Origin of the sequence: Bradyrhizobium sp. AZCC 2262 (assembly GCF_036924535.1) — a bacterium.
GTDB lineage: Bacteria > Pseudomonadota > Alphaproteobacteria > Rhizobiales > Xanthobacteraceae > Bradyrhizobium.
Window position 1 is genome coordinate 1,794,127 of sequence record NZ_JAZHRT010000001.1, and the last position, 12,825, is coordinate 1,806,951.

The window sequence follows — 12,825 nt, forward strand, 5'->3', positions numbered from 1 at the left end:
TGAAAACCGGCATCAGTCGGTCAATACCCGGATGATCAGCATGCTACACACTTGCTCCAATTTCGGCGGAGTAATCCAAGCATCCAAGCCTTATTCATCGTGGCGCCGCCTGCGTGACTACTGATGCAGCGGCTTGACGGCTTCCATCGCGCTTAAAGACGAATTTAGTGGGACGATCGAAATCGTCTCTTATCTACAGTCAAGGAGATACAACCATCCAAAGGACACGACGATGAAACTCACGACGATCGCGTTAGCCACAGCGTTCGCCCTCTCAGGGACGGCCGCCTTTGCAAACACAGTTCATCATAAAGGGGCCGTGAGGGCCGATCGCAACGCCGTCGGCGTGGTCCAGCTGCATCCGAACTACGGTAACCCGAACGGTAATCCGGACGGTCCGACCACGTTGAGCGGCACCGGTGACTCCTCGTTCGGCGGCAATTCGCCTGGCACCAGCGGCCACAACTGAGAAAAGGCATTTGCTTGCGGTTACTTGCCCAAGTAGCCTTGTCGACACTGGCCGCGCTTGAAAGGTGAAACCGCTTCGGCCGTTTCGCCGTCAAGGCCGGGAGCGGGAAAATAAGTCAAGCAACGGACCGGCTCGACTAGCCGCCGGCCGCGATCGTCTGTGCAAGCCGCTCGCCAGGCTGACAGTCTATTCCGAGCGGGAGCTCGAGCTCCTGCCAAACCGAAACCAAGGCGCCAGCCAACTGTTGGATCAACCGAACATCATGCGCCGGGGTCGGGGTAATCCGCAATCGCTCGGTGCCCCGGGGTACGGTCGGATAATTGATCGGCTGGATGTAAATCCCGTGCCGGTGGAGCAAGAGATCGCTCGCCTGCTTGCACTTGTCGGGATCACCGATCATCACCGGTACGATATGTGTGTCTGTGTCCAGCACCGGCAACCCGGCTTCCCGCAGGGCGGCCTTGGTCGCTGCCACGGCGGCGCGCTGGGCCGCACGCTCGGTACCCGATGTCTTAAGGTGGGCGATCGATGCAGTCGCAGCCGCAGCTACCGCGGGTGGCAAGGCTGTCGTGAAGATAAATCCGGGTGCATGGGATCGGACGGCATCCACTACGGCGCTGCTGCCGGCGATGTAACCGCCGAGCGTGCCGAAGGCTTTTGCGAGCGTTCCCTCGATGACGTCGATGCGCGCCATCACTCCGTCTCGCTCGGCGATCCCGGCGCCGCGTCGCCCGTACATGCCAACGGCGTGCACCTCGTCGAGATAGGTCATCGCGCCATAGCGTTCCGCCAGGTCACAGATCGCCTCGAGCGGAGCGACATCGCCGTCCATCGAGTACACGCTTTCGAACACGATCAGCTTCGGGCGGCCAGCCGCCGCGCGGATGAGTAATTCCTCAAGGTGCCTAAGATCGTTGTGGCGCCAGATCTGTTTGGGACAGCCGGCCGCACGCACGCCTTCGATCATCGAATTGTGATTGAGCGCGTCGGACAGGATCAGGCAATCCGGAAGGAGTCTGGCAATCGTCGCGATGCCCGTATGGTTGGAGACGTAGCCTGACGTGAAAACAAGCGCCGCTTCCTTGCCATGCAGGTCGGCAAGCTCGACCTCCAGCTCTACCAGCGCCCGATTTGTTCCCGAGATGTTGCGGGTCCCGCCGGCACCCGTGCCCATCATCCGCGCGGCGGCACACATCGCATCGATCAGCTTGGGATGCTGACCCATGCCGAGATAGTCGTTTGAGCACCAGACCACGACCTCCCGCTTGCCGGTCGGGCTATTCCAGAGCGCATGGGGGAACTGTCCCGCCTTACGCTCCAGGTCAGCGAAGACGCGGTAGCGATGCTCCCGCTTCAGCGCAGCAACGGCAGATTGAAAACTCCCGTTATAATCGAACATTCGCGGAACTCCGTATCGGCGGACCAGATCGACGGCAGCGATGGACAGCAAGCTTGTTCATGGTTGGGGGGGCGTCGACGAACTCTGCTGGAAGGAAGCCGGACTGAGAACGAAACCAACCCCTCGGACGTTGCGAATCATGGGCGGCTCATTCGATGCGTCGACCTTGCGACGCAATTTGCCCATATGAACGTCGACAAGGTTCGTTTCCGGGACGAACTTATAGTTCCAAACATCCTTGAGGAGGGTTGCCCGCGTTAGCAACTTGCCGCTCCGTTGCATCATGTATTTGAGCAACCGAAACTCACGCGGCCGCAGATCGATCTCGCGGTCGTCACGCTTCACAGTTCGATCGACGAGATCAAGTTCCAACGGGCCCACGCGCAGCACCGTGTCAGTCAGCGAAACCGGCAGCTGGGTGGAAGGTACTCCGCCCGAGATCAGTTCAACGATGGCGAGCGGCTGCTTTGAGGAGGCATCGCGTCGCAGAGGCGATCCGCGCATCCGCTCAATCGCCTTTTCGAGTGTGGTGGACAGCAGCAATTGCACATCGGCATCCGTGACAAGATCGGACCGCATTTCTGCCGGTAAATCCCGGACGAGCACACGCACCAGAACGGGCAAGCCTTCGATGTCGGCAAGACGCTCCGCCATTCCGTCCCGCAGCATTGGCGATTCTCGCGTGCGCCGAATTGGATCCCGACGCTGGCCAGGTCTGGTTGAAGAATTCACTAGCTTTATCGGACTCTCCGCAGCCCTTGGATCCGTGCCGACGAATGTCGTCGGCCTCCGATCGGAGGTATCGCGGTTGGTGTTGTAAGCTATCATCGCAATGTCCCGTTTCGCCGACTGCGAAGACTCATCTCCGATAGCCGGATTGATTGATCATTCAGTAGGACCCGCCGGTGAGTCCTTCTTGCTCATGGCGCGTCGGACCAAGGGGGAGGGCGGCTCATGATGCTCTTGCCTGGCTTTCGAGAACCAGGAACGCACTCTGGCAGTGATTTTCATAGCAATCGTGATTGCAGTAGGTGAGGTGTGTCCCGATTTCACGCAGGTAGCCTGCTCGGATCGGCTCATCGCACGACACACAGAATGCTTGTCGGCGTGGCGACCTCTCCTTCACCAATACAAATCTCATGTGGCGCCTCCCAATGCGAAGCAGAACACAGTATCGGCCGCGTGAAAGGCGCGGGGCGGGGGAGCGCAGAGGTGGTTTCTGCCATCCGGATTGTCTCTGTTCCGTTCTACCTTTTCCGGTGGAATGAGAATGAATTTTCCGTCCTCTCGGCGTTTTGCGTAGATCGTGCCGTCAACGTACTTGATTTCGGTCGGGTAGCAGTCCGCATTATTGCAACAGCTGGCCGCTGGGTTGTCGGGCATGTGCCATGTCGAATAGAACTTCTCGTGCAGAAGCTGGTCTTGCGGCGGGTGGCGGTGAAGCCCAGCATCCTGAGCCTGGACCGGCATCATCAACGCGCAGCAGAGACAGATGCCCTGGAAGAATTTGTAGAATGAGTTCACTGCGCAAACTCCTTACCGGCCAGGAATTCCGAACTTCTCGAACTCGTCGCGCGATGCCCAAGCAGGTTGGAACCAACGTAACCATCTGCGGTCACATTCCTGACGGGCTCTGAAGCGCTCAGCGCACTTCTCTGAACAGAGCGAGGTCCGCCAGGAATAGCGCCTGACGAGGCCGAACTTGCCTTCGCAGATCGGGCAACGCTTGGCTGCGCCGGCGGGGGTATATTTGGAATTGCTGCGCATTTTGTCCTCCTCTCGGCTTTCCGTGGGTACTCGTTGGTGCTCGCCTTTTGTTCGCCGTCGCAGTTGGCGCAAAGGTGAAGAATCGCGTCTGGATCGTAATGGCCTGCCAGATCCCGCCGCGTGTAGGGGCATTGTGCGCAGAGCGTCACTTTCACTTGCAGCCTCCACAGGCGAAGCAGCGGAATTCTGCGCCGACACAAATCTCATTTGTCGAAGGGACAGGGATGTGGCTCAGACCGCCGGTCTCGTGGCGGTTGCGCTTGATCTGTTCAACTTGGATCGCGGACATCCTGTCACCTGCAATCGGCTCTTTCGATCTGCAGCAAGACTAGGAGAATGGCGACCGCTGCCTCAATCGTACGTAGGTAAGCGGGTGGCATAGAAAGGGATCGCAGGACCATACGGAGGTTTGTTGGCAGGATCACACGATCTGCTTGCAAACGAATCTCCAGTTGAAGGGGGATTGCACGATGGAGAAGAAGCAGACGGCTCACGTCTACCTGGGTGAGGGAGGGGGTGAGGCCAGCGCGAAGCCGTCCGCTCAGCAGCCATGCGCGGGAGGAACGCGACCTATCAGCTTCACGCTAAACTAGGTGCAAAAAGGTGCGGAACAACTAAACGAAGGTTTGGCTCAGCCAAATTATAGGATAGTGCGATTGCCCTTTGATATGAGTGCCAAGCCGGAAAATCACCGCACACTAGCCGGCTTAACCACTGGCGATCCTGCGCCGATTAGCTCAGAGTTTTGAGTGCCTTCGGCCCCCGGGAACCCCGGCGCCGACCGCGTGGAGGCGATCGAATTGCCGAACTTCTTCAAAATGATCTAATGTCATTCGGAGACCTTGGACGCTGGGATCGATGCGTAGCCAGACAGTGAATTTCTGGAAATCAGTCGCGTTGTGATACGGCTCGATTCACGGCGCCAGTTCATCACCTTAGCGGGACGCGCGAGGAGAATGAATAAACTTGATCTCTCACAACGACGGCCAAAGCCGTCTACAAGTTCTCACTACGCAGTGGCGGCGCTATCGGTGGCCGTTGCGATCGCTATTGTAGAGTTTAACACGCGTTTATTGCATGCAGAGGCGATCACATCGTCGATGCTTTGCGCTGTTATCTTCGCTGCGTGGTTCGGTGGCTTCGGCCCGGCACTGTTTGCGATCGCACTCGCCCTTTTGGCCTTCCATTATTACCTGGTGCCTCCAATCAGTTCATTTACCTGGAAGAGTGGTCTGTTCGCATTGGCCGTTGCGGAGGTGCCCCGTCTACTCCTGTTTTCCATTGTATCGCTGGTCGTTGCATTTCTGATGTCGGCACAGAGAAGAGCAACAGAAATCCTCCGGCTTTCCCGCAATGATCTGCGAGCGGCGATGGAGGATCAAAGGCGGATTGAAGCCGCACTCCTGCGCAGCGAAATGTATCTGACCGAAGCGCAGAGATTGAGCGGCACCGGTAGCTTTGGATGGAATGTCGCCAGCGGAGAGATCGTCTGGTCAGATCAGACTTTCCGAATTTTTGGATGCGACCCGAGGGTTATACCGACCGTGGAATTCATCGTTCAGCGTACCCATCCGCAAGATCGCGCTGCCGTGCAGGGGACCGTCGATCGCGCGTCCCGCGACGGAAAGGATTTCGACCATGAATATCGATTGCTGATGCCGGATGGGTCGGTGAAGTATATCCAAGCGGTGGCTCGCTCCGTGAGAGATACGTCCGGCAATATCGAGTTTGTGGGCGCGGTGACGGATGTTACCGTTGCAAAGGAGACGGAGCGGAAGCTGCGACGCAGCGATGCCTATTTGACCGAAACCGAGCGTTTGAGTCGTACAAGCAGTTGGGCCTGGGATGTACGACGTCGAGAGTGGGCGTATCGGTCGCCCGGAATGTACGGCCTGTTTGGATTCGATTCGGAACAGGGCGATGTGCCGCTGCAGGCGTTCCGGGATCGCATTCATCCCGAAGACAGGCTTCCGAATGTCGAGGCGGCGGCCCGGGCTATCCAGGAGAAATCTGATTTCGAAGTTGATTTTAGAATAATTCTTCCAGACGGTTCGATAAAGCACATACATTCCGTAGGGCACACTGTCCTCGGCAGTGAGGGCGACGTGGTTGAGTTAATTGGCACGCATGTGGATGTCACCGAACAATACGCTGCAAGGGAGGCGCTGCAAAAGGCATTCGACGAAATCAAGAAGTCCGAAGATCGCTTTCGACTGGTCGTCGACACAATCCCGACGCTGGTCTGGCGCGCTGGAGCGGACGGGGTTCCCGACTTCCTCAATGAACCAGCCCTTGACTATACCGGCCTTTCCGAAGATCAGATCGAAACCGGCTGGCCTCGCGCTTTTCATCCCGACGACAAGAAGGGCATGTTGCAGAAGTGGAGTGCAATACGGGAATCCGGCGTGCGTGGCGAGCTTGAAGCTCGGCTCCGGCGCTTCGATGGTGAGTATCGCTGGTTTTTATTCCGAGCCGAACCCCTGCGCGATGAGTCGGGCAACATTGTCAAATGGTACGGGTCGTCTACCGACATCGAGGACCGGAAGCGAGCAGAAAGAAAGTTGCGGCGAAGCGAAGCCAAACTAGTCGAAGCACAACGATTAAGCCTAACCGGCAGCTTTGGCTGGAATGTTTCAACCGGTGAACGCCATGGATCCGAGGAATTTTTCAGAATTCTCGGATACGACGATCCGCCTTCGCTCACTATGGAGATGGCGCTTCAGCGAGTTCATCCGGAAGATCGTGGCTTCGTGGAGCAGACCATCGGCCGCGCGTCCCGTGACGGAACAGACGCCGACTACGAACACCGATTGTTGATGCCGGATGGCTCAATCAAGCATGTCCATGTTGTTGCTCGTGCGGTCAGAGATCCAGCTGAACAGTTGGAATTCATCGGCGCCATTATGGATGTTACAGCGACCAAGCGGGCCGAGGATGAGCTGCGCAAGACGCAGACCGAACTGGCACATGTAACACGCGTGACGATGCTTGGCGAACTGACGGCCTCCATCGCCCACGAAGTGAATCAGCCGCTGGCGGCTGCGGTGGCCAACGCTGAGGCCGGCCTGCGCTGGCTCGACCGCGAAACTCCAGACATCGCCAAGGCACGCCGCTCGGTGGAATGGGTCATCAATGACAGCTGCCGGGCCAGCGACGTGATCCGACGGGTCAAAGCGCTGGCGAACAAAGCCGATATTGAAAAGGTGCCGCTCGATATCAACACTATCGTCAGGGAGGTCATCGCACTGATGCAGCACGAGTTGATCCGCCATGGCATATCATTCCGAACGGAGTTGGCAACGGCTACGTCCTTGATTCTCGGTGATCGCATCCAGCTGCAGCAGGTAGTTATCAACCTGGTGATGAATGGCATTGAGGCAATGGAACCGGTCACGGATCGGCCACGCGAGCTGGTGATCCGATCACGTTGTGACGAAGCGCAGAGTATGATCGTAAGCGTGACGGATTGCGGCGTCGGTATTTCCCGCGATGATGCGAACCGGTTGTTCAAGGCCTTCTTCACCACCAAATCAGGCGGCATGGGTATGGGGCTTTCAATCTGCCGTTCCATCGTGGAGGCCCACGGAGGACGTCTGTCAGCTTCCCGCAACGAGGGGCACGGTGCTACATTCCAGTTCGTCCTGCCCTTCCATCAGGAGGTCACGTTATGAACGAGCGACCAGAATCATCGCATGGGCCCTCAAGCGCCAAGATTGTCTTCGTTGTCGAAGACGATGCCTCGATGTGCAGAGCGCTCAGCAACCTTTTTGAGTCGGTGGGACTACAGGTCGAGGTGTTCGGTTCCGCGTCCGAAATGCTGCAAGGCAAGCTTCCGGATGTTGCCAGCTGCCTGGTGCTGGACGTCAGGTTGCCCGGACTGAGTGGCCTGGATTTTCAAACCGAACTGGCCAAAGCGAACATTCACATTCCAATTATCTTCATGACCGGCCATGGCGACATCCCGATGAGTGTCAGGGCCATGAAGGGAGGAGCGATCGATTTCCTGACCAAACCGTTTCGCGATCAGGAGATGCTCGACGCTGTCGTGAAGGCGATCGAACACGATCGGGAGCGGCGTGAGGCCGACAGGATCGTCACGGATGTGCGGACCCTTTTTGAGACCCTGAGTACTCGCGAGCGGGAGGTTATGGCATTGGTGTCGACCGGCCTGATGAACAAGCAAGTAGCAGCCGAACTTGGACTTGCCGAGATTACCGTGAAGATCCATCGGGGACATGTCATGAAGAAAATGGGCGCAAGGTCGCTGGCCGATCTGTTGAGACAGGCGGAACTCCTCGGAATTAGTCGCAACAAGCCCTAGCAGCAAGTTTCATTTAGCATCCTGACCCGGAATCCATTTCCGTTTGGCGATGGTGGTATGCATAAGTACTGTACGTATGCCGTCGATTCTTGTCGGCTCAATGCTCCAAGCTATTGGGTAAACAAACCTAAGTATGATTTTAGAAATCTGATCGGCAGCCCATTTTGGTTGGGGTGTGCTAAAGGACGCTTTGCTCTCGTGTCAGGAAGGTCCGTCTTGTCAACGCTTTCGGTGATTTCCGTCATTGACGACGATGCATCCGTCCGCGCAGGAACCGACAATCTCCTCAGCTCGCATGGATACATGGTACGTACATTTGCGTCGGCCGAGGACTTCTTGCAATCTGTCCACCCGGGCGAATCCTCGTGTGTCGTTGCGGATGTGCAGATGCCCGGCATGAGCGGTTTGGACCTGCTGAATCAGGTGCGTGCTCGGGGTAACGACGTGCCGTTTATTTTTATTACGGCGTTCCCCGATGAGAGTGTCCGCGCCCGGGCGCTGAAGGTCGGAGCCATTTGCTTCCTGGCCAAACCCTTCACAGGCTCCGTCCTGATCGGCTGCATCGAAACCGCGCTGAATCGCGGCAGTGCAGGCAAGTGAGGCGACGAACGCCGGCGCATTGTCTGTGACATCGGTATGTTTTTGGCTGGAGCGAGCGCTGCCGCGGGTAAACCAAAGTATGGGTCTCGCAAACCAGACGATGTTCCAAGCAACCCTCTGTAGTATCGAGCCATTTTCTCAATCAGGTTAGGCTGATCCATGACTGGGCCAGGGGAGGCGCCGGACGGGCGCAGGCGAAGCGAGTCAAGGCAAAAGTTGACGAACTCTGCCGCAAGCTTCGCAGGGATCCCTGAAACCCAGGAAGGAACCTCAAACGCCTCTTAATACTTCCGGCGGGACAACCTGATGCAATTGCTCACGTTCGCGCGCTCGACGACGCTGCGGTGGACTTTGCTGGTGGCAGCGCTATTCACGGGCTTTGTCGTAGCGCTGCTCGGCTTTGTCTACTTGAAAACGAAATATGACCTGACGACTCGATCCGACCGTATGATCGCCTCGCAGATGAGCGCCTTTGCGGATTTGCCGCCCGAGCGCAGGCTGGACGCGATCGATGAGCATCTGAAACAGGATCCGTGGCGCGTTCGGCTTGCGGCATTATTTGACCCGAACGGCCGCAGGATCTCGGGTAACCTGGAAAATCTGCCGCCCGATCTCAAGACCGATAACGCCGTGCAAAGCGCTTTGGTCGACAGGAAGGACGAAAGTGGATCGGAAACACAGGCGGTCCGCCTGGTCGCGCGCAGGTTGCCGAATGGCGACGTGCTGGCGATCGGACGAAATATCGACGAAGTCGCCGAGATCGCACACGTCGTTGGCGGGGCGTTTGCGCTCGGTGTGGTTCCCGCCGTGCTTCTTTGCCTTGCGGTCGGTGTGGTACTGAGCGCTCGTGCCCGTCAGCGTATTGTCGATGTCAACGAGCGCGTTCAGCGCATCGTTGCCGGCAATCTGCGCGGACGACTCCCGCATCGAAACACCGACGACCCCTTCACCAGACTTGCGATAATCGTCAACGGCATGCTCGATGAGATGGAAACTCTCATCCAATCCCTTGCGGGTGTCGGCAGTGACATCGCCCATGATCTGCGGACGCCGCTTACCCGCGCGCGCCTGATACTTGAGCGCGGTCGCTCCAATGCCAGGACGCTTGAACAGCTCCAGGTGGTTGCAGACAGAACGACCGAGGCACTCGATCAGTCGTTATCCACTATTACCGCCATTTTGCGACTAACAGAAATCGAGAAAAGTCAACGATCGGCCAGCTTTGGCAAAGTAGCCCTCGCGGAACTCATCCGCGAAGTGGCTGATATGTACGAGCCAATAGCGGAGGACAAGGGGATTGCTCTTCTGACTCACTCGCCACACGAATTAAACGTGCGTGGCGACCGCGATCTGCTGATCGAGGCTGTCGCCAATCTCGTCGACAACGCCATCAAATATACTCCCGCCGGAGGGCAGGTGGAAATCGGATTACTGCACGGTAACTGCGAAAGTATCGTACGCGTGAGAGATACCGGTTCTGGCATAAACGAACACGAACGTCACGCTGTGCTCCGTCGTTTCTACCGGTCGGATAAAGTGCGACACACGTCAGGCTTGGGCCTCGGCTTGAACCTCGTGGTCGCGATTGTAAAGTTGCACGACTTCCGATTCACAATCCGTTCAGGGTCCGGGTGCGTGGTCGAGATCGGTTGTCCATCTGCACCGGCACGGGTGTGAAAATGGCAGTACGCACAGATGAATGCGGATATCGGCGCGATCCCGTCGAGCATGGCCTGTGACTTCGCCGGATTTGCGTTTGGAATGAGTGGTCCTTGGAAAAGGAGAGGGTTAGGTGCTCTCTTTTTCACCTATTCCGCACTGACAGCGATGTTGAATGCTTTGCCGTTGACCGTACGTAGCTCTAATTTGGCCGGCCTATGGTTCCCGATAGTCGCCGCGGCGCTGATCGCGGGCAATTTGATCGTCGCCATCGCTCCCATCTGCGCCCGTAAGCCGAACTGGCCCGGCGCAAAGCGGTCGTAGGCGAACTCGTTACTGATCGCGGAAGCTGGCAAGTGACTGAGCGCAGTACCGTCCCACAGCTCGAGCACGCTGCCATCGTGGGATTTCAGCGCCGCCCTCATTACGTCCAAAGGCGCTGCCGGTGTACCGCCATCGAGATACGCATGGAATCGCACGGCGCCGCTCGGCAGCACGACGCCATCGGTTAGACTGAGATGATGCTCGCTGGGGCTGACCGGGCCGCCGTGAAACGGCGTTACCACCGAGCCGCGATAATAGTTGTAGGTAGCGACATTGAAGATCACGGTTGCCGCGAATACCGCCAACGCAAATTTCTGAAAGATGCCGCTCCGCATTGGAAGCGGCAAGGCTCCGGAGATCCAGCGGAACCAGCCCCGTTCGGCGAGCGCCGGTTTACGCGCCAGCAGCGCGCTGTCGAGTGAGAAGGCGCCGCTGCCGCCAAGCATCAGGGTGGCGCCGATCGCCAGATTGCAGGCCGCCATGGTCCATTCATCGATGCAGGTAGCGCCCTGCCATCCGAACGTCAACATAAGAACGACTGAGAGCCCGATCGAGACCAGCGCCGCAGCCCGGGTAAGGAAGCCCGCCATTAGGCATAGTCCCGTGATCAGCTCAGCTGCGCTGAACAGGATCAACGAGGCATAGAGCAGATAGAAATGATGCAGCAGAAAGGCGATGATATGGTCGGTTCCAAGCAATGCGCCAGGCATCGCCGATTAGAATTTGTTGGCCATCCAGTTCGCAGCGTTCGGGTCCAGCTTGGCGGGCGCGTAGATGAAGCGGCGCGAACCGCCGCCCCAATAAACGAATCCCTGAATGAAACGGATGGAGAGCATGGCAAGTGCGGCCACGCGCAGGGTGTCTGCCTTGCCGCGCTGAGCGGCTTCGTTGGAGGCTGCCGCTGTGCCGTCGAACGTGCGCGGACATCGATCCTCGCCGGTTGATTTGCACCCGATACATGAAGGATGGATCTCGTGTGGGATTTTGGCGTTGTTATGCGTAGTGAAAACCGACCTGTTGTAGTTCGAGCAGCGTGCCGCCCGCGCCGGGGATTAGAACGACGCCGTCTACGAGATGATTGGTCAATTCCGCCGCAAGTGCGGCGTGAGAGAGCTTGTCGGGGTTGATGCCTGTTTTGATGAGGGCAGCTGCCTGTTCCCAAATCGCATTGTGACAGGACATGAAAACAACGCCGCGCCGCATTAGCGCAGGTATGGAAATGTCATCGCCGGAGAAGGGCCCCGCCGGATCCTCATAGTTCCCGGTATCAGCAGCCGCTTCGTTCCGCTCGATGATCAGCGTATTGGTCCTGAATTCGTCGCCGGCCAAACTCGTGAGCTGATACTTGTCCCAGATCGTCGGATCGTAGAGCGCAAGATCCGCTGTGCCATGTGTGACCGAGACAGCGAGAAAATCCGGATGCTTGAAGGACCATATCTGCGTGTTGAGCGCATTGCGCATCATGTTCAGCCAGGGTCCTGCAATGTCGGTATTGTCCCATGCCTGCTTGGCCGCAGGCTGGTACGAAAGCACTTCGGTCAATGCTTCGTGATCCCATTGCTCTGGATGGTCGAGGACCATTGGTACGGTCTTGAAATCGCGACGGCGGGGGGCCTGTGCTAGACGCTTCATCAACGCGTTGAGATGCGTGGCACCGGCGGGCGTCAACGCCGACTTGGCGGCTGCTGCAGCCGGCTTGGCCACCGAGGCAAGACCAATCGCGCCGGCGGTCACGGTCAAAGCGACCGTCCTCAAGACACTCCGTCTGCCAGTGATAATCGTCATATCTGGTGTCTCGTGTTTGTTGTACTTTGGGACATAGGCAGCGGATGCGTCTAGGCCCAATAAATCCTTTTTTATGAAAACCGCTTGGCTGGCGAAACTGCCAGCCGAGGATACACGTCCGCAAGACCGCGTCTTGTAAAGCGGAATTTAATTGTATCGGTCGATTGAGAACCCCACATCAACGCCACGCGCATGGGCCTTCGAAATGCGGCGATGCGCGTTCCCCGCGATCGGGTATTCTGCACAGCAAGGAAACAGAACGATGACGAAAAATATCGCTTTGACCGCATCGATAGCGATGCTGATAACGATTTCAGGACAGGCACTGGCCGCGCCGAACGTGTGGTACGGGCCCGAAGCGACTAGCCCCTCGGCCTGGCAAACGACCTACGCCGGCAACGCTTTCAATGGGACGGCCGCGAGGGAGATACCCCACGCCGATGCGTACCATTATCATGGTGGGCCGAAGTTTAACGATTGACGCGTAATGTTCTCGACATG

Annotated in this window: 12 protein-coding genes; 7 read left to right on the top strand and 5 right to left on the bottom strand. The window is 57.7% G+C overall.

Annotation, left to right across the window (positions count from 1 at the left end; translation table 11 throughout):
* Positions 1-232: 232 nt before the first annotated feature.
* On the top strand, positions 233-469 hold the full coding sequence (locus V1283_RS08460; RefSeq protein WP_334385980.1) for a hypothetical protein: 237 nt from the start codon (positions 233-235) through the stop codon (positions 467-469).
* Positions 470-605: 136 nt separating this feature from the next.
* Here the strand turns inward: V1283_RS08460 and hemA are convergent, their stop codons facing one another.
* Positions 606-1,868 (bottom strand): 5-aminolevulinate synthase, encoded by a 1,263-nt coding sequence (gene hemA / locus V1283_RS08465; protein ID WP_334385981.1) that lies wholly within the window; start codon positions 1,866-1,868, stop codon positions 606-608.
* Between the two features lie 57 nt (positions 1,869-1,925).
* Positions 1,926-2,537, bottom strand: coding sequence for a winged helix-turn-helix domain-containing protein (locus tag V1283_RS08470; protein WP_334385982.1), 612 nt, complete (start codon positions 2,535-2,537; stop codon positions 1,926-1,928).
* A gap of 543 nt (positions 2,538-3,080) precedes the next feature.
* Between V1283_RS08470 and V1283_RS08475 the strand changes: the two genes are divergently transcribed.
* From V1283_RS08475 to V1283_RS08495, 5 genes are all read left to right on the top strand, one after another.
* On the top strand, positions 3,081-3,386 hold the full coding sequence (locus V1283_RS08475) for a hypothetical protein (protein WP_334385983.1): 306 nt from the start codon (positions 3,081-3,083) through the stop codon (positions 3,384-3,386).
* Between the two features lie 1,205 nt (positions 3,387-4,591).
* Positions 4,592-7,306, top strand: coding sequence for a PAS domain-containing protein (locus tag V1283_RS08480; protein ID WP_334385984.1), 2,715 nt, complete (start codon positions 4,592-4,594; stop codon positions 7,304-7,306).
* On the top strand, positions 7,303-7,956 hold the full coding sequence (locus V1283_RS08485; protein ID WP_334385985.1) for a response regulator transcription factor: 654 nt from the start codon (positions 7,303-7,305) through the stop codon (positions 7,954-7,956). The genes V1283_RS08480 and V1283_RS08485 overlap by 4 nt, the downstream gene beginning before the upstream one ends.
* A gap of 216 nt (positions 7,957-8,172) precedes the next feature.
* Entirely contained in the window at positions 8,173-8,556 is a 384-nt protein-coding gene (locus V1283_RS08490) for a response regulator transcription factor (protein ID WP_334385986.1), read from the top strand.
* A gap of 306 nt (positions 8,557-8,862) precedes the next feature.
* The gene (locus tag V1283_RS08495) at positions 8,863-10,233 is read left to right on the top strand and encodes a sensor histidine kinase (RefSeq protein ID WP_334385987.1); all 1,371 of its coding nucleotides are present in this window, start codon (positions 8,863-8,865) and stop codon (positions 10,231-10,233) included.
* 131 nt (positions 10,234-10,364) lie between these two features.
* Here V1283_RS08495 and V1283_RS08500 read toward each other — a convergent pair whose 3' ends face one another.
* The 3 genes from V1283_RS08500 to tetH all read right to left on the bottom strand — a co-directional run bounded on the left by V1283_RS08500 (position 10,365) and on the right by tetH (position 12,324).
* Positions 10,365-11,249, bottom strand: coding sequence for a TQO small subunit DoxD (locus tag V1283_RS08500; RefSeq protein ID WP_334385988.1), 885 nt, complete (start codon positions 11,247-11,249; stop codon positions 10,365-10,367).
* Positions 11,250-11,255: 6 nt separating this feature from the next.
* The gene (locus tag V1283_RS08505; protein ID WP_334385989.1) at positions 11,256-11,390 is read right to left on the bottom strand and encodes a hypothetical protein; all 135 of its coding nucleotides are present in this window, start codon (positions 11,388-11,390) and stop codon (positions 11,256-11,258) included.
* A gap of 142 nt (positions 11,391-11,532) precedes the next feature.
* Positions 11,533-12,324, bottom strand: coding sequence for a thiosulfate dehydrogenase (gene tetH, locus V1283_RS08510; RefSeq protein ID WP_442895713.1), 792 nt, complete (start codon positions 12,322-12,324; stop codon positions 11,533-11,535).
* 262 nt (positions 12,325-12,586) lie between these two features.
* Here tetH and V1283_RS08515 point away from each other — a divergent pair, with 262 nt between their 5' ends.
* Positions 12,587-12,805: a hypothetical protein gene (locus V1283_RS08515; RefSeq protein ID WP_334385990.1), complete on the top strand. Its 219-nt coding sequence runs from the start codon at positions 12,587-12,589 to the stop codon at positions 12,803-12,805.
* The last annotated feature ends 20 nt before the right edge of the window (positions 12,806-12,825 follow it).